Origin of the sequence: Sphaerospermopsis aphanizomenoides BCCUSP55 (assembly GCF_001586785.1) — a bacterium.
GTDB lineage: Bacteria > Cyanobacteriota > Cyanobacteriia > Cyanobacteriales > Nostocaceae > Sphaerospermopsis_A > Sphaerospermopsis_A aphanizomenoides_A.
Genome location: NZ_LUFH02000033.1, coordinates 20,843 through 38,770, shown reverse-complemented (window position 1 = coordinate 38,770; position 17,928 = coordinate 20,843). Strand labels below are relative to the sequence as shown.

17 protein-coding genes are annotated in these 17,928 nt (G+C 37.6%); 8 read left to right on the top strand and 9 right to left on the bottom strand.

Features of this window, described 5'->3' with window-relative positions; genetic code table 11:
• Window positions 1-13 precede the first annotated feature (13 nt).
• The gene (locus A0J48_RS10550; protein ID WP_200322880.1) at window positions 14-1,867 is read right to left on the bottom strand and encodes a caspase family protein; all 1,854 of its coding nucleotides are present in this window, start codon (window positions 1,865-1,867) and stop codon (window positions 14-16) included.
• 118 nt (window positions 1,868-1,985) lie between these two features.
• Between A0J48_RS10550 and A0J48_RS10545 the strand changes: the two genes are divergently transcribed.
• From A0J48_RS10545 to A0J48_RS10535, 3 genes are all read left to right on the top strand, one after another.
• Window positions 1,986-2,546 carry a hypothetical protein gene (locus tag A0J48_RS10545; RefSeq protein WP_200322879.1) on the top strand — a complete coding sequence of 187 codons (561 nt, stop codon included), beginning with the start codon at window positions 1,986-1,988 and terminating at the stop codon, window positions 2,544-2,546.
• A 183-nt stretch (window positions 2,547-2,729) separates the two neighbouring features.
• Window positions 2,730-2,903, top strand: coding sequence for a 50S ribosomal protein L32 (rpmF, locus tag A0J48_RS10540; protein WP_200322897.1), 174 nt, complete (start codon window positions 2,730-2,732; stop codon window positions 2,901-2,903).
• A gap of 348 nt (window positions 2,904-3,251) precedes the next feature.
• Window positions 3,252-3,839: a sulfite oxidase-like oxidoreductase gene (locus A0J48_RS10535; RefSeq protein ID WP_200322878.1), complete on the top strand. Its 588-nt coding sequence runs from the start codon at window positions 3,252-3,254 to the stop codon at window positions 3,837-3,839.
• An 87-nt stretch (window positions 3,840-3,926) separates the two neighbouring features.
• On the opposite strand, the gene A0J48_RS10530 is transcribed toward A0J48_RS10535, so the two are convergent.
• Complete coding sequence (locus A0J48_RS10530; RefSeq protein WP_325078602.1) at window positions 3,927-5,348, bottom strand: aldehyde dehydrogenase family protein; 1,422 nt, start codon at window positions 5,346-5,348, stop codon at window positions 3,927-3,929.
• Between the two features lie 23 nt (window positions 5,349-5,371).
• A complete protein-coding gene (locus A0J48_RS10525) occupies window positions 5,372-6,487 on the bottom strand; it encodes a sensor histidine kinase (protein ID WP_200322875.1) in 1,116 nt (371 codons plus the stop codon).
• 498 nt (window positions 6,488-6,985) lie between these two features.
• On the opposite strand from A0J48_RS10525, the gene A0J48_RS10520 reads away from it, so the two are divergent.
• Entirely contained in the window at window positions 6,986-8,887 is a 1,902-nt protein-coding gene (locus A0J48_RS10520) for an NACHT domain-containing protein (protein WP_200322873.1), read from the top strand.
• Window positions 8,888-8,926: 39 nt separating this feature from the next.
• Window positions 8,927-9,361, top strand: a complete 435-nt coding sequence (locus A0J48_RS10515) for an NACHT C-terminal helical domain 2-containing protein (protein ID WP_200322871.1) — start codon at window positions 8,927-8,929, stop codon at window positions 9,359-9,361.
• 291 nt (window positions 9,362-9,652) lie between these two features.
• On the opposite strand, the gene A0J48_RS10510 is transcribed toward A0J48_RS10515, so the two are convergent.
• The 5 genes from A0J48_RS10510 to A0J48_RS10490 all read right to left on the bottom strand — a co-directional run bounded on the left by A0J48_RS10510 (window position 9,653) and on the right by A0J48_RS10490 (window position 14,047).
• Window positions 9,653-10,636: an RpnC/YadD family protein gene (locus A0J48_RS10510; protein ID WP_200322869.1), complete on the bottom strand. Its 984-nt coding sequence runs from the start codon at window positions 10,634-10,636 to the stop codon at window positions 9,653-9,655.
• Window positions 10,637-10,639: 3 nt separating this feature from the next.
• Window positions 10,640-12,346 carry an urease subunit alpha gene (gene ureC / locus A0J48_RS10505; protein ID WP_200322867.1) on the bottom strand — a complete coding sequence of 569 codons (1,707 nt, stop codon included), beginning with the start codon at window positions 12,344-12,346 and terminating at the stop codon, window positions 10,640-10,642.
• A gap of 40 nt (window positions 12,347-12,386) precedes the next feature.
• Entirely contained in the window at window positions 12,387-12,692 is a 306-nt protein-coding gene (locus A0J48_RS10500) for an urease subunit beta (protein ID WP_200322865.1), read from the bottom strand.
• 32 nt (window positions 12,693-12,724) lie between these two features.
• Entirely contained in the window at window positions 12,725-13,027 is a 303-nt protein-coding gene (gene ureA / locus A0J48_RS10495; protein WP_137667603.1) for an urease subunit gamma, read from the bottom strand.
• 180 nt (window positions 13,028-13,207) lie between these two features.
• Window positions 13,208-14,047 (bottom strand): urease accessory protein UreD, encoded by an 840-nt coding sequence (locus tag A0J48_RS10490; RefSeq protein ID WP_200322863.1) that lies wholly within the window; start codon window positions 14,045-14,047, stop codon window positions 13,208-13,210.
• 217 nt (window positions 14,048-14,264) lie between these two features.
• Between A0J48_RS10490 and A0J48_RS10485 the strand changes: the two genes are divergently transcribed.
• From A0J48_RS10485 to tumE, 3 genes are all read left to right on the top strand, one after another.
• A complete protein-coding gene (locus A0J48_RS10485) occupies window positions 14,265-15,104 on the top strand; it encodes a ParA family protein (protein ID WP_234300834.1) in 840 nt (279 codons plus the stop codon).
• 451 nt (window positions 15,105-15,555) lie between these two features.
• Entirely contained in the window at window positions 15,556-15,786 is a 231-nt protein-coding gene (tumA, locus tag A0J48_RS10480; protein ID WP_200322861.1) for an antitoxin TumA, read from the top strand.
• On the top strand, window positions 15,776-16,165 hold the full coding sequence (gene tumE / locus A0J48_RS10475) for a toxin TumE (RefSeq protein ID WP_200322859.1): 390 nt from the start codon (window positions 15,776-15,778) through the stop codon (window positions 16,163-16,165). Before tumA ends, tumE begins: the two co-directional genes overlap by 11 nt.
• Window positions 16,166-16,298: 133 nt before the next feature.
• Here the strand turns inward: tumE and purF are convergent, their stop codons facing one another.
• Window positions 16,299-17,777 carry an amidophosphoribosyltransferase gene (purF, locus tag A0J48_RS10470; RefSeq protein ID WP_200322857.1) on the bottom strand — a complete coding sequence of 493 codons (1,479 nt, stop codon included), beginning with the start codon at window positions 17,775-17,777 and terminating at the stop codon, window positions 16,299-16,301.
• Window positions 17,778-17,928: the final 151 nt, after the last annotated feature.

The window sequence follows — 17,928 nt, the reverse complement described above, 5'->3', positions numbered from 1 at the left end:
AGCAAGTTGAACATTAATCTTTTACCTTGCTTTGCCATTTTTGAATTGCATCTTGAGCATCTTGGTAAGCGGGTGTGATTTGTGGAACTAATGCAGCGGTGGCAATGGCGGCGCTGAATTCTCCTTGTGCAGCGCGATTTTTAGCTAACTCTAAAATTTGTTCACTCCATTTATTAATAGATGTTTGAGCAATTTCAAAGCCTGGTTGTCCTGGTGGAACTTTTTTCGCAACTTCAATCGCCCGGTTGTAAGTAGAGGCTTGTCCTGGTTGAATCAAGGCATTTGCCGCATCTAACAAAGTTTTATTACTTAGATATAGTTTGGCTTCTAATTGCCATTTTTCAATTGCTGTTTGGGCTTGGGGATAAAGTAATTCGTCTTTGGTAATTAACTCAGCGGTTGCTATAGCATCACTGTATTGTTTTTGTTGAGCGTGGCCTGTAGCTAAATCTAAAATCATCTGATTCCAAACCTGAATATTCTCCTGTGTTTGTTGATAAAGTGGCTCACTGGAGTTAATTTTTTTAGCAGTAGCGATCGCTAATTTCAAATCACTAGGTTCAGTTTCCTTCAGAGACATTTTTTTTAACTCCAAAAGTGCTTGACTACGCTTTTGGGTGTCAGAAGTGGCAGTTATGGCAGCACCAACAGGTTTGATTGTTTCCACAGCAGCAGGAATAGCAGGTAAACTGTTGGAAAAATCCGAGTTAGTAGTATTGTTGATTGGTGGTGATAACTTTTTAAAACGAAAACTAGCCTGATTACGGAGCAGAAAGGTAACAATTAAAGCTACTATCACCATGCTGCCTCCTCCCCATAAAATAAATTGCTTCCAAATGGGTGTGTGTTCCTGAGTTGCAGGTGTGGCGTAGTCTTTAGCTGAGGCGGGAATAAACCTGCGGCCTTGTAATTCTGGGGAAGTAGCGAGGATTTGATTGCTATCTACAGGTAACTTGGCAACTGATGTTTCTGAAGTTTGGTTGAGAGTAGTTTCTGGGGTTTGATTTTTTGCCCACCAAGCTTTATCCGTAGTGGAATTGCGAGAGTCTTTATCTCCCAAGGATGGGGCAGTTAGAGGTACAGCAAAGTTTTCTTCTGGAAAAATTAGTTGTTGTGTTTCCTCATCGTCATCTAATATCAAGATTGGCAAAATATCTGGTGGACTGTTGGGAATGACAGTTACAGGATTTTGGATAGGTCGCCAATGGTGTTGACAAAGTTCTGGAGTCAGGGAACTGACATAGCTTTCTAAATCTTTTAAACTGCTACCTTTGCCAGAACGTAAAGCTTCTAATAAGGCTGCTGTAAAGAATCCGTAACCTAATTCGCTGCTTTCGTGGGAAAATTCCTCTGGTTGACAAGAAAGCATGACAGGCATTTGTAGTTCTTTGGCCATGTCGAGAATTTCTTGACCAACGGGAGCATCTGCTTGTGTGCCAAAAGCACGGTTAATATCAAATATCAATAATGTCTTGAGTTCGGCAACTTGAAGACTTTGCATAACTTGGCGGACTGCGATGCCAGTCTCTACAACCAAATCGGGATCACCGTCTACTGGCATGAGGTAGTCTTTGTCGTTATGGTTGACTCCATAACCACTGAAGAAAAACCAGAGATGGTCTTCAGGTTGCCAAGATGTTGCTGCTAGTTCCTCCAACACAGACAGAATGTTGTCTTTAGTTGGGTAAGAGGTTTTTTCTGCTATTGGTGGCGAGGTATTTGTCATGAGTAGGCAGTTTTGGGGCAAAAAACCTACTTCTGTCACCAAAAATTCCTTTATTGCCTCGGCATCAGTTTGAGCGCAACTTAAAGGTTGAAATAATTCATATTGATTGATGCCAATAGCGATCGCCCAGTAATTTACCATCCCACTCTTTGTCGGTTTTTGTTGGTTTATCTAAAGTAGTGGTTATAACGTTAAGATATCGGAAAATACTTGCATTAGATTAAAATGATGAGTCATATTTTAGGAGGGTTATAAGTTTATGAACAAAATTTACAGTTCATCACCATCATCAATGATCCCCTTTTTATTTATTGGCCGATTTGGCAGGAAAATCCGGATAATTCAGGCTGGAGTTTGGCTTTTATTGGCGTTTCCTCTCTGGGTGGCTACGGAAGCGATATCACCTCAAATTGTGCAAGCTTACACCTCTAGAGTTGATTTAGCTATTGACGCACTACCACAAGAAAATTATGAAACTGTTCTCAGAAGAGCAGAAGCAGTGGCGAGGACTGCGGCGCAACGCAGTTTTGACCAAGATATTTTAGTCACAGAAGTTTCTATAATTGTCACCGTACAAAATCACGGTAGGATCGCCCCAGTTTTAGAGTTAAAAGTAAGTCGTGTGCAATGGAAACAACGTCCTGATGCCCAACGTTGGGCAACTTATTTTAAAACAGCACGATCACTCTTATTATTTGAACCACCAACCATACTCCCTGATCCTGCTCCCATTACAGCAACACCTCCAGCAGCAGCCACACCTCCCAGCAATAATCCTGCTGCACTACCGCCAAATCAACCACCAGGGGAAAAGCGATAAAAGTAGGGTGTAGGGTGTAGGGGAGAATAATCTATTACCTCTTGCCTCTTGCCTCTTGCCTCTTGCCTCTTGCCTTCTGTCACCTGTGTTGAAAAATTTTCAGTTCGTCAGTCAAATTCTATTCCTGATGTCAATTGATGGCTTAGAATAAAAAGGTTGTCAAGAATCACGATATCCGCTATCATGGCTGTTCCTAAGAAGAAAACGTCCAAATCAAAACGAGATAAACGCCGCGCTACTTGGAGACACAAGGCTGCTGTTGAAGCTCAAAAGGCTCTTTCTCTGGGCAAATCAATTTTGTCTGGACGTTCTAGATTTGTATATCCAACTGCTGAAGAAGAAGAAGAAGAGTCATAATCGCTCGTCTAGGAAAAGCACAAACCGCGCAGCAATGGGAGTGCTTTTTCTTTGCTTTTTTCATGGCATAAACTACCAACCGCTAGATGCTGCGTGTTATAGCGGATGTTTTCAGCAGGTAATACCATTTTAGATTTTAGATTTTAGATTTTGGATTTTGGATTTTAGATTGTCCAGAATTTTTTTAATTGGTATTAGGTTTGATGATGTTATAGCCATAGACAGGATGATTAGGACATCAATTGATAATCAAACTCCTGACTCCTGACTCCTGACTCCTGACTCCTGACTCCTGACTCCTGACTCCTGACTCCTGACTCCTGACTCCTGACTCCTGACTCCTGATATATGAAATTTTTTCAGAAACCAAATCCAGCAGAAAGTGAACGGGTTCCTCCTGGCCAACATTTAGCGAAAGGTTTCCCGGTTTTAACTTATGGTGCAGATCCCGAAGTCAGTATTGAAGAATGGGAGTTTCGCGTTTGGGGTTTAGCAAAACCTGTTGTGTTTAAATGGTCAGATTTTTTAGCCCTACCTCAACATGAATTTACAGCGGATTTCCATTGTGTTACCCGTTGGTCAAAACTGGATGTTAAATGGACTGGAATTAGGGTGACAGATTTTATGAGTTTGCTGGAAGTAGATTCAAAAGCGGCTCATATTATGGAACATTGTTATGGTGGGTATACAACAAATATTTCCCTCACTGACTTTGTAAGAGAAGAAAATTTCTTTGCTATTAAATTATTTGGTGAACCATTACAAATAGAACATGGTGGTCCGATGCGGCTAGTTGTTCCCCACCTTTATGCTTGGAAAAGTGCTAAGTGGATTAATGGTTTAGAGTTTTTAGAACAGGAAGAATTAGGTTTTTGGGAACGAAATGGTTATCATCGACGCGGTGAACCTTGGGCGGAGGAAAGGTATAGTAATTGATAATTGATAATTGACAATTGATAATTGATAATTGAATGCTCATATTTATTCCCGACTCCTTCAAGAAGTCGGAAAAGTATTGTAGTGCTAACAACCAATAAGTTTTTTTAACAGCGGTAGTTTACCTTTGTAGGGTGCGAAACGCCAGTTGATATCGAAACGGAAAGTATTTTTCAAGACGCTTTTGTAATGGGAAAAGGTGTCAAAACTGGCTTTACCATGATAGCTACCTATTCCGCTATCACCAACTCCACCAAATGGTAAGGAAGAAACTGCAATTTGCATGACTGTATCATTAATACACACCCCCCCTGATGAGGTTGCTTGTAATATTCGCTGTTGTAAGTTTTTATTGTCGGAGAATAAATATAAAGCTAAAGGTTTGGGTTTGGAGTTAATCAAACTAATAGCTTCCTCAATGTCTGTATATTCAATTATTGGCAGAATTGGTCCGAAAATTTCCTCTTCCATGATTGGATCTGCTAAGGAAACATTATCAATTAATGTGGGAGCAATATAAAGTTCTTCTGGTTTGCTTTCTCCACCAGCAATAACTTCACCACTGTGGAGGAATTTTGCTAATCTATCAAAGTGTTTTTTGCTAATAATTCTGGCAAAATCAGGACTGGTGGCTGGGTTATTTCCATAAAATTCTTGCAGACATTTTTTTAAACCATTGACTAATTCTGGTTTAATTTTTTTATTCACTAATAAATAATCAGGTGCAATACAAGTTTGTCCAGCGTTGATAAATTTGCCCCAAGTAATGCGTTTGATGGTATGTTCAAGATTAATTTCTGTGTCAACTATACAAGGGCTTTTTCCACCTAATTCTAATGTTACTGGTGTGAGATGTTTGGCGGCTGCTTCCATGACGATTTTACCGATGGCTGTACCACCTGTAAAAAAGATGTGATCAAATTTTTCTGCAAGTAGTTTTTGGCTGGTTTCCACACCACCTTCTATAACTGTAATATATTCTGGTGGGTAATATTTACTGATGAGTTCAGATACTAAATTTGAAGTGTGGGGTGCAAGTTCTGAGGGTTTGATAATTGTACAATTTCCTGATGCGATCGCACCGATGAGAGGTGTGATAATTAACTGAAAGGGATAGTTCCAAGGACTAATAATTAAAACTACTCCCAGAGGTTCAGGGTGAATTTTGGCTGAGTAAGGAAATAAATCCCAAGGAATTGCTGCTTTTTTTGGTTTAGTCCAATTTTTTAGATTTTTGATAGCATAATTTATTTCTTTAATAACACCGATTTCTGATGCATAAGTTTCAAATTCTGGTTTGTGTAAATCTGCGGCTAATGCTTTGATGATAGCTGGTTTATTGTCAATGACTAGTTGTTTGAGTTTTTGCAGTTGTGTGAGGCGAAAATCTATATTTTTAGTTTGGCCAGTTTTGAATAAATCACGTTGTTGGTTGATAATTTCACTTGGATTAGTTGTGGTAAATGTAATCATATTTTTATCCTTAGAAGCTGGATTTTTTGATTTTATATAATAACATAATTAATTTTGAATTAGAAATTTGATTTTGTTAATAACGGTAAATTAACTATAAAAATACTACCTTTACCTAACTCAGAATTAATGCTAATTTTACCTTGATGTGCTTCAACGATGCGACGTGATAGATAAAGTCCTAAGCCGCTACCAGAGTGATTATGATTTCCTTGTCGAAATCTTTCAAATAAAGTGGATTGTTCTTCAGGAGAAATCCCCCGACCTGTATCTGCTACTTCAATGGTGATGATATCATTAAGGTTAGGTTCATCATGGATACGAATAGTAATTGAACCGGAGTTTGTAAATTTAATAGCGTTACCAATCAGGTTGGTGAATAGACGATGTAATTCTAGGCGATCGCCTTGGATGGTTGTGGTTTTTAGATTAGCAGAGAAATCTAAATTAATAGGTAGTGATTTTGCTTGCGCTAATGGTGTTAATTCTCCAGCTATTTCTGTGAGTAACTGGCTGAGATTCACTGGTTGAAATACCAGATTTTTCCGCCCTGCGTCAAAGCGATAAACTTCTAGTAAGGTATTAACCATTGATAGCAGGTTGGTGTTACTACGCGCCATGACAGCGATAGCTTCCATCATTTGTGGTGATAAATTTCCCAAAGCACCTTCCTGAAATAGCATTAACATTCTTTCTGCTGCTACTAGGGGAGTGCGTAAGTCGTGGGTGAGACGAGAGACAAAATCTTGACGCTGAAGGGCAATTTCATCACGTTCATCTATACTTTGTTTGAGTCGGAGAAGCGATCGCACTCTGGCCAACAATTCATCCATACTTACAGGTTTGCGAATAAAGTCATCTGCACCTAAGTCTAGTCCTTTGGCAACGTTGGGTGTATCATGGGCAGTAATCAATAAAATGGGTATGTATTGCTGTAAATTCAATTCGTTACGAATGCGTCTGGTGACTTCATAGCCATCCATTTCTGGCATCATTAAATCCAGTAATACCAAGTCATAGGCAGAAGTTTGCAGTTTTGTTAATGCTGAAGCACCATCTTCGACACTGCTAATTTTGTATCCTTCCCCTTCCAAGATTGTCTTAACGAGAAAAATATTATCGGGGGAGTCGTCTACAACTAGGATATTACCGACACGGGGAGTTTTTGAGGTCATAAACTTTGAGAGGTAGAGAAAAAAAGTCAACTTTTCTTAGGTTAGCTGAATTTGTAACCATCCATGAGTGATATGCATCAGCGGTAAAGGTTTTGGGAGAGTATAGAGTTCCTTCAGTATCGTACACATAGATTTTTGATACTACTCATTTGTTTTTGATTTGTTTATTTTTTGTGTCTGTTTTCAGTAAAACCCAGTCCAGATAAAGCACAAGGATCTGCATTTTCAGCCAGTGGTTGAGGTGTTTGTAGTTTTTATCCTTCACTAGCCATGTCAATAATTTTTCCAGCAGTAGCGTGAGGATAACTTCAAGAGATTTGTGGATGAGAATTTCTAGCATGGGTTTGCGATCGCCTCCGTAAGAATTTTGGATTTACGCCTTACCAAAATCTCTCTAATCCCGTATTTACAAGGCTTGTTGGATGTGTGAGTTATGTAATTGCTATGTGTGACTTTTGCTAATGGCGCTACAATGGTGTCAAAATTGCTCAGTAAAATATGGTTAAGCGATCGCTTCAGGCTTCTCAACAAGGGATTGAAAAGGCAAAATTAGCTTTAATTGACAAGTTTCAGACACAGCAAAAGCTGGCTGATGCACTAGGGGTAACTCGTCAACCAATCAGCAAGTTTTTCAATGGGAAGTCAGTTGATAATGAGTTGTTCGTGCGGATATGCGAAAAATTGGGATTAAAGTGGCAAGATATTGCTGGAAATATACAAGCTGAACCAAATCCAAAAAACTCAGAACTAGATTTTGAAATAGATGCTTTAGTTGAAGAAATTCGCGCACTTGTTAGACCCCATATCAAAGAAAAATGTGGAACAATGCGTGTTTTAGATATGGAACAACCGATAGAGTTAAGCGGTGAAAGGGGTATTTATACAAATGTCAACATTTTGGAGAAACTAAACCGAAACCGACGCATAGAAATTTCTGAACTTTTGCAAAACTGTAATCATGAAGAATTTGAGCGTTTTGGACTTAGCGGAATAAAAGAGGAAAGAGTACCAGGACTAGAAGCAGTACAACGTCATAGTAAACTGATGGTTTTAGGAAAACCGGGAGCAGGTAAAACCACATTTTTAAAATATCTGGCAATGCACTGTATTGAAGAGGAATTTTTAACAAATCGAGTTCCCTTTTTCATCACCCTAAAAGAATTTGCAGAAAAACCCAAACAGCCAGATTTACTAGAATATATTACTCAACAGTTATCAGCGTGTCGTGTCAATGATGCTGAAGGTAAAATAGATAAAATCTTGAGTAAAGATAGAGGATTAATTTTGCTCGATGGTTTAGATGAAGTTAGAGAAGAAGATACAAAGCGTGTTTTAAGTCAAATTCTTGAAATTTCTAATCAATATCACACCAATCAATTTATAATTACCTGTCGCATAGCTGCCAAAGAATATACTTTTGAACGCTTCACAGAAGTGGAAATGGCAGATTTTGACAAACAGCAAATAGAAACATTTACCCAAAATTGGTTTAGGTTAACAGACCCAGTAAAAGCAGACCGTTTTATTCAAAGGTTAGCAGAAAACACACCTATTTATGAATTAGCAACAAATCCATTATTATTAACTTTGCTTTGTTTGGTATTTGGTGAAAATAATGATTTTCCAGCAAATCGTTCTGAACTTTACAAAGAAGGCGTAGATATTTTATTGAAAAAATGGGATGCTAAACGTAATATTGAACGTGATCAAGTTTATAAAAATCTATCGTTACACCGTAAGGAAGATTTATTGAGTCAAATTGCACTCACTACTTTTGAACAAGGGGATTATTTCTTTAAGCAAAAAACAGTTGAGGGATATATTGCTGATTTTATCTATAATTTACGTGATGCGCGAACTGAACCACAGGAATTAGAACTTGATAGTGAAGCTGTTTTAAAGTCTATTGAATCACAACATGGATTATTAGTGGAACGCGCAAGGGGAATCTATTCTTTTTCGCATTTGACGTTTCATGAGTATTTTACAGCTAGAGAAATTGTAGGTACAAATGGTTTAGTATCTCTAAAAAAATTAGTTAAGCATATTAATGATAAACGATGGCGGGACGTTTTTTTATTAACGGTTGGTATGATGCGTCAAGCTGACTCATTGTTTCTATTAATGAAGGATAAAATAGACAACATTGTGGCTAATGATGTTTCTATCCAAGATTTTTTGGAATGGGTTCATGAAAAATCATCAGAGGTTAAACTACCTTATAAACCAGGATCTATTAGAGCTTTTTATTTTGCATTGAATTATAATTTTGACAACTTATCTAATCATCTTGCCTTATCGGTTTTTCCTATTCCAAAACTAACTCATAAACTTGATAGTAGATTCGCATTTTCTCATGAACTAAGAACTGATGTAAGCTTATGTAACACACTCCTCTAAGCTGCAGAGCCAACTCGGATTTGGGATGAGATTTGTAAAATGTGGATTCCAAATTTTGATGATGATGGTGAGTTGTATGGTGAACTTGAAAGTGTTATGCAGAGTGAACTTGATCACACACTAGACGAACCCCTTTTATCCTTAAAATATGAACTACCTGAAATATTTCTAGAATCAGATATAAAATATAATAAATACATAAAGTACAATAAAAATGTTAATAGTGATGTATTCTTTGATAGAAGTTCTTGGGCTGTAATTTTACAGGAAATAATGATTAAACATCGTAATATTGGTTATGATTGGGAATTTAATCATTCTCAACAAGAACTATTGCAGCACTATTATAATGCCAATATTTTGCTAATGGATTGTCTAAATAGCGATTGTTATGTTAGCCGCGAAGTTAGACAATACATTGAAGATACTTTACTTTTACCGATGAGTGAAATCGAAAAGATAAAGAAACAATGATATTATGCGTAATTAGAAGCAAATTATGAAAATTAGTTAACGTGAGTTCGGGATAAGCTGAAACCCTTATTATTTCGTAGGCTGAAAAGCCTATTCTCTCGTTGAGTAACTTCAAAAATACCCTTAACCCAAACTGAGGTTAGTTAGGACGTTTTCTCTATTTAACTTTCAACAGGAATCTTATGTGAGAAATGTGTAAATTCCTTTATAGAAAGAATCTCTTGTTTATGAAGTGTTATTAATGCAGATGAATTATTGATTTTTTACTGCATTAATAACAATATTTAAAGTTTATGGTAATAATTGCTCAAATTCAGCCAGTGAAGGAATAGAAATCGCTCTTTTTAAGAGTGTTTTCAAAACAGATGAATCATTGATATTATTCACCGCATCAATTATAGATGTTGGTATTTCACCAAATCTTGTTTCTAAAACTTCAATGAGATTATCTCGTCCCATTTGTAAAATACCTAATTCAAGTCCTAACTGACGACCTTCTTGCAGTCCTTCTTCTATTCCTTCCTGTTTTGCCAATCTTTCAATACTGGTGACATAGCGCATTTTTTTGGCCTCTTCGTAACTTCTGATTTCGGTTTTAAAACTTCTAGCTAAGTCTTCCGGTAAAACCATTATCCAGTCAATAAACCGGAATAATTGTTTAATATCTTGCCGACTCAAACCACTTTCTAAGAGCATTTTTACTAAACTTAATTTCCACTGTAATCTATTATCAGCGTCCCGTTTAGTAGCTTTACTCTTTAAATGTGCCATCACTACGATAGCAAAAGGGTTTTTACTTGTTTCTAGAGTTGACCAGGATGGTTCATAGTCTAATATTTTAGCAATGGGAAAATCTAAACTGACTCTACAGCCTCCTAATTGATAATTATAACTGGAAGGTCGCCAATTTGGGTCTTCATCAGCTAAAACTGCTAAACTCATTACTCGCTTTTGATGACGATCAAATAAGCGGTAATTATAGATATACATTCTTTCGGGAAATTTACTATCATATTGTCCTTGTACTTCTACATGAACTAATACCCAAGCTTCTTCCCCATTTAATAACCAAACTTTAGCAACTTTATCAACTAATCTTTTACCAACTTCTGCATCTGGTTCTAGTTGAAGTAGTTCTTTATCTAAAAATTGGTAGGGGCGATTCCAGTCTATTTCTGCATAAGCTAATGGGAAGAAAAACTCGACAAATTTATCAAAATAGAGTTCAATAATTTCTTTCCAAGGACTATCATAATCGGTAGATTGTTCAGTCATAATCTAAAACAGAAAGTATCTTTGTGCCATTGGTAAAACCGTCGCTGGTTCACAGGTTAATAATTCCCCATCTGCGCGAACTTCGTAGGTTTCAGGGTCAACTTCAATGTGAGGTAAAGCATCATTTAACTTCAAATCCCGTTTAGTAATTTGCCGAGTTCCCGAAACAGCAACAATTGATTTTTTCAACCCTAACATTTGGGGAATTTCTTTTTCTAAACCCGCTTGCGAAATAAAAGTGAATGATGTTGCATGACGCGCACCTGCAAAACTGCCAAACATGGGACGGGTATGGACAGGTTGAGGTGTGGGAATACTAGCATTAGCATCACCCATCTGTGACCAAGCAATCATTCCTCCTTTAATAACTATTTCTGGTTTGACACCAAAAAACGCAGGGTTCCATAAACACAAATCAGCGATTTTTCCTTCTTCCACAGAACCAACATATTCAGCTATACCATGAGTAATCGCCGGGTTAATTGTGTATTTCGCTACATATCTTTTAGCCCGCAGATTATCTGCTAAGGTTTCACCAGCAATACTTCCACGCTGCACCTTCATTTTATGGGCAGTTTGCCAGGTTCTAATTATTACTTCTCCTACCCTACCCATCGCTTGGGAGTCCGAAGAAATCATACTAAACGCACCTAAATCATGCAAAATATCTTCAGCAGCGATAGTTTCTCGACGAATGCGCGATTCAGCAAAAGCCACGTCTTCGGGAATGCTGGGATCTAAATGATGACACACCATCAACATATCTAAATGTTCATCTAAGGTGTTGAGGGTGTAGGGACGAGTGGGGTTAGTTGACGATGGTAAAACGTTGGGTTGTCCACAGACTTTAATGATATCTGGTGCGTGTCCTCCCCCAGCGCCTTCGGTGTGGTAGGTGTGAATAGCGCGATGTTTAAAAGCCGCGATGGTATCTTCCACAAAGCCGGCTTCGTTCAAAGTATCTGTGTGAATCGCTACTTGCACGTCATATTCATCAGCCACTGTTAAACAAGTATCAATTGTGGCGGGAGTTGTTCCCCAGTCTTCATGGAGTTTTAACCCAATTGCACCAGCTTCAATTTGTTCTCTGAGTGCTTGGGGTTGACTGGTGTTACCTTTACCCAAAAATCCCAAGTTGACGGGGAAAGCATCAGCCGCTTGCAGCATTCGGTACATATTCCAGGGACCAGGGGTGCAAGTGGTGGCGTTTGTACCTGTAGCTGGCCCTGTACCACCACCAATCATAGTAGTGATACCGGAAGCAATGGCTACTTCAATTTGTTGGGGACAGATAAAATGAATATGGGTATCTATTCCCCCCGCAGTCAAAATCATTCCTTCCCCAGCTAATGCTTCGGTTCCAGGGCCAATAATGATATCTATATTGTCTTGAATATAGGGATTTCCGGCTTTACCAATTTTGTGAATTTTGCCGTTTTTGATGCCGATATCTGCTTTTACAATTCCCCACCAATCGAGAATCAAAGCATTAGTAATTACTAAGTCTACTGCACCATCGGCGTTAGAAATTGGAGATTGTCCCATCCCATCTCTTATTACTTTTCCGCCACCGAATTTTACTTCGTCTCCGTAGGTGGTGAAGTCTTGTTCTACTTCTATAAATAGTTCGGTGTCTGCTAGTCTAATTCTATCGCCTACTGTTGGCCCGTAGGTTTGGGCGTAGGCTTGGCGGTTCATTTTGTAGGGCATTTTTTATCCTTTTTTTAACGCAGAGGTTCGCGGAGGTTTTTTAGAGTTTTCCGTTTATTTTGTTGTTGAATCCGTAGATTTGGCGTGTGCCAACTAGGGAAATAAGGGTGATTTCTTTTTCGTCCCCTGGTTCAAATCTCACGGCTGTTCCGGCGGGAATATCTAATCTCATTCCTCTTGCTTTTTCTCTGTCGAATTTTAGGAAATTATTGACTTCGTAAAAGTGAAAGTGTGAACCAATTTGTATGGGTCTATCTCCGGTATTGGCTACTATTAATTTTGTAGTTGAACGACCTGGGTTTAATTCGATTTCTCCTTCTGGAGTGATGATTTCGCCTGGTATCATAGACTTATTTCCTTTGCGTCTTGGCGTGATAATTATCTAATCGGATTATGTACTGTTACTAATTTTGTCCCGTCAGGAAATGTGGCTTCTACCTGCACTTCATGAATCATTTCCGGTACACCTTCCATCACATCATCTCGCGTTAATAATGTTGTGCCATAACTCATTAATTCTGCTACAGTTTGTCCATCCCTTGCACCTTCTAAAATTGCAGCAGAAATAAAAGCAACTGCTTCGGGATAATTTAATTTCAATCCTCTATTTTTTCTTCTTTCAGCTACTAAAGCAGCGGTAAATATTAATAATTTGTCCTTTTCTTGCGGTGTGAGTTGCATTCTTCTTTCCTCTGTGGTTAGTTTACAAAGACTTACGCAGAAAAACGAAAAAGTAAGGGTTTTTGCAAAGGAGTAAAGTGGTAAAAAAATCAAGTTTGAGGAGAGGAAAACCCTTACACCCCTACACCCTTACACCCTTACACCCAGCCCTAACAGATAACTTCTGTACGTAAGTCCTGTTTACATCTGCCAGACTCTGGGTATACAATTACCACGATTTAAACAAGATACTCGTAACATTTGCCAAATATTTGTAAACCACTTTCTGACTTCAGATGTAGAATTACCACGATATCTACACAAAAGTCCATATTCTAAACGAGTTACTCCCGCAAACATGGATTGAGTAATTAAGGAACGTGCTTGTTCTATAATTTCTTGAGATATGGGAACACCAATAAATACTAAAGTACCAATTACAGGGTTTCCTCCTAAACCATGAGGGCTATGAAATATTTGTTCGTTACCTGGTATGATTTGTCTATCAATCCATAACGGTTGATTATTTCGCCAAATTTCCGTGTGCGATCGCATTTCCCCTTGTACAAATTTCTCTCCTCTAGCTGTTCTTCCCAATCTCGTAATTTCCCAGCCTAAAAAACTTGCTTTTTCATCTAATTCTATCCGCACATCTTGGCGATAAACTGCTCCATTAAATATAATTGTCTCTTGAGGTAAATATTCTAAGTAAGCACCAGCATTAATTTGAATATTAATGTTTTGTCTGGCTTGTAAGCCATTGCTGCGATAGATTTTATTTGCAGCAGCAGTGGTGATTAAAACTTGAGAATGGGGTTGCAGATGAATTTGTGAAGTTAGTTTATCTCCCCCCACAACTCCCCCAGCAGTATGTAAAATTATACTATGACAAATCTCTTTGCCTTCTGGGTAAAAGGGACGTTGAATCTTTAAAGGTGCTTGATTATGGTTGTAGATTAATTGGGTAGAATCTTGGCGTTTAGCATAGACTAAATTCAGTGTTCCATGCCAAGTTTTTTCTATTTTAGAGTTGACGATCATTGCTAAGTTAGAAAAAATAAAATTTCCGATTGCATAATTTTAACATTACCTCACAAATACTCATTTTTTATAAAAAAAATACAGCATATTGCAGATTAATAAGGTACAAATTTTTATCACAAAGCCTTGCAGAAAAAGGGTTTTACTGCTGACTGCTGACCGCTGACTGCTGAAAGCTGCTGTATAATTATCACAATAACAGCATCTACCCAAAAATATGACAGCCAAAATAATTAGTATTTGTAATCTCAAAGGTGGGGTTGGTAAAACTACCCTCGTTATGGCTTTAGCAGAATATTTGGCGGGGGATACTATGTATAATAAACGAGTTTTAGTGATTGATTTAGATGCTCAAAGTAACTTAACTAATGCGATGATGTCAGAGGAAGTTTGGCAATGGCAATATAATAACCGTGGTTTAACATTACCTTTTTTGTTTCAAAAGGCTGAATTCTTCTTTGACAAAATACATATTGAAGATTATATAGTTAAAGAGGCTGTTTCTAATGTCAGAAAAAATAACTCTTTTTATTGTTTACATTTAATTCCGAGTAGTCCCAAATTATTTACAATAGAAGATAATTTAACGGCTGGTTCAATAGTTACGTTATTTCAAGTCATTCAACCATTATTAACAAATTACGACTATATATTAATAGATTGTCCTCCCAATATCAACAATTTTATTAAAAGTGCATTTTACGCCAGTGATTATTGCTTAATTCCTTGTGTCCCCAGCCGGATGGCAATTTATGGATTAGAATTATTATTAGAGCAAATTGATATTTTTAATCAAACTTATCAACACAATTTACAACCAATTGGTACAGTCATTTCTCGTTATAGTAATACTGTTTACCAAGTAGAAAATTTAGATTTAATGATGATTAATCCCTTTATTCCTCCCATTTTTTACACTAAAATTCCAGAAAGAGCGAAAATTGCTGAAAGTTTAAATTTTCACAATAATTTGACTTATAAACAAAAATATGGTGATGGTCATGATGCACTTATAAAATTGACCAAGGAATTTATTCAACGAGTTGATTCTGAATAACTTAAAATTCCAGAGCCTGATGTTTTAATAGTAATATATTTATGAGAATTACTCACCTGCATTATTTAATTTTCAGTGAAAACCTGAGAATGGATGAAACAGAAAATATCTTCCTTTTCTTATTTGCGTCTTTGCGTCTAAGAAAGCGGTATCTCCTGACGGAGATGGCGTGAGATAAAAAATTAATTGTCAGAATCAGGATGTCCAGGATTGAAGGATGTACAGGATGTGATTGGAAGTTTGATTTTTGGAATGTGAGGATTTTTTGGATGTTATATAATAAATAGTGATGTAGATAATTCGCAAAAGATTTAATTTTAATTTTTCAATGCTTTTAAATGTAATCCTGTAAATCCTCTAATCCTGGTTATCCTGCTTCAGACAATGTATTTTATTTTAAAATTATGTTATAATTAACAATAATTCAAATTATTAAATATTAAAAAAAGCCATGCGTAAACAAACTATTGAATATACATCACCATTAGATGCTTTAGTTGCAGTTACTAAAAGGCTAAGTATTTATGAAAATCAACATGACATGGATTCTGAAGAGTTTTTTTACCAATACAATCAAGGTAGATTATCAGATGATATCTTATTTATAGAATGGGCAAATGATTACCGTCACTATCTTGCTTTACGTCAGGAAATAGAGCGACAATTTAATAATGCTGCCTAACATTCTCTCAGATTATCTCAATCAAGTTGAAAAAGCTATTCTTCTGTACAGCAATGTTTATGTTGAACGCTATGAAGAAGAAATTTTAACTCCCAACCGCGCTAACCTAAGAATTAGATTACGTTTTAATCAAACACATTTACTAGAAATAAATGAAGCTATCGTAATCGCAAACAATCAATTACAATTTCTTGATTACCGTTACCATTTTCAAGACGCAAATAATCATTTAGTTTTTCGTTATGATAGCACGCCTCACTTTCCCAATCTAGCTAACTTTCCATATCATAAACATTTACCAGAGGATGTGATTGCTGCTGAAAAACCGGAAATATCTGAAGTTTTAGAGGAGGTAAATAAATTATTAGTTGTAGGATAAATGAGAAATATCTTCCTTTTCTTCTTTGCTTCTTAGCGACTTTGTGTGAGATAAAAATCCTAGTTATCCTGATTCTGACAAAATAAAAAATTTAGGCGGGCAAGATGCCCACCCCACAAAATGATAAAATGACCTAAACTGTGGCTTTTTCTAACATCAATTTAGAACGCTTCACCTGTTCAGGAATAGCTACAGGATAATCACCTGTAAAACAAGCAGAACAGAAACTATTTGTATCTTCTCTTGTTGTTTCTAACATTCCTTCCCAACTCAGATATGCGAGAGTATCAACTTCTAATTGTTTAGCTATTTCCTCAACTGATTTTGTTGCAGCAATGAGTTGATCTTGGGTATCCGTATCAATACCATAAAAGCAAGGATGGGTGACAGGAGGGGAAGAAATTCTCATGTGTACTTCCGCCGCACCAGCATCACGCAAGGCTTTGACGAGTTTGCGGCTAGTAGTTCCCCGGACGATGGAATCATCAATTATTACCACCCGCTTCCCAAATAAAACATCTTTTAAAGGGTTTAATTTCATTTTAATCCCTGTTTCGCGCATACTTTGGGTAGGTTGAATAAATGTTCTACCGACGTAGCGATTTTTAATCAACCCTTCACCATAAGCTATACCCGATGTTTGGGAAAAACCAATGGCCGCAGGTATGCCAGAATCAGGTACACCAAAAACTATATCTGCTTCTATAGGTGATTCTTCTGCTAATCTTCTTCCTAACCGCATCCGATAGCTATACAAAGTTTCATTGTGCATCAAACTATCAGGACGGGCAAAGTAGATCATTTCAAAGATACACAATTTGCGCTGAGGTTGTTGATTCCAAGGAAAAGAAGTTAAACCCTCTTCTGTAATCCAAACTAACTCACCTGGTTCTACATCCCGCAAATATTCCGCGCCGATAATATCTAAACCGCAGGTTTCTGAGGAAAGAACGTAACGAACTGGATCACTATCCAATGTACCAATGACCAAGGGACGAATACCGTTCGGGTCCCGCACTCCCATGATGCCATCCGGTGTTCCAATTACCAGACTAAATGCACCTTGACAACGGTGAAAAGCCCGAATAGAACCTTCTAACCAATCTGCACCGGCATTCACTTCTTCAGCGATCGCATAGGCAATCATTTCTGAATCTGTGCTTGTCACGAGGTTAAAATTACTTTTGAGCAGTTCTGCTTGCAATTGAACTGTATTGACTAAATTACCATTATGTGCTAATGCTAATTTGCCTAAGCTGGTTTCCACTACAGCGGGTTGGGCGTTAACTTTGCGACTAGAACCAGTAGTAGAATAACGGGTGTGACCAACGGCAAGATTACCGGGTAACTCTTCTAAGATGCTTTCATTGAAGACTTGAGACACCAAACCCATATCTTTGTGCTGGTGTACGTACTGCCCCTCAAAAGTAGCAATACCGGCTGATTCTTGACCCCGATGTTGCAGGGCGTATAGTCCGAAGTATGTTAATTTCGCAACATCTTGTTCTGGTGCGTAAATACCGAAAACACCGCAAGCTTCTTCTGGCTTATCGTGGTGGTTTTCATGGTTATTGATAGATTGATCCAGAGTGACGGGATGGTAAGGAATCATGCTGGTTTTGCTCCTGGTGGGGTATCTGTCTAAGAAGAATGTTAGGAGTTCAGAATCTTCCTGTTTTCTAAAGATAGGAATAAACACAATAGTATATTAATATACTTGCTTTCTGAACTACTTTGTTTGTCACTGGAATTATGCCAATGGA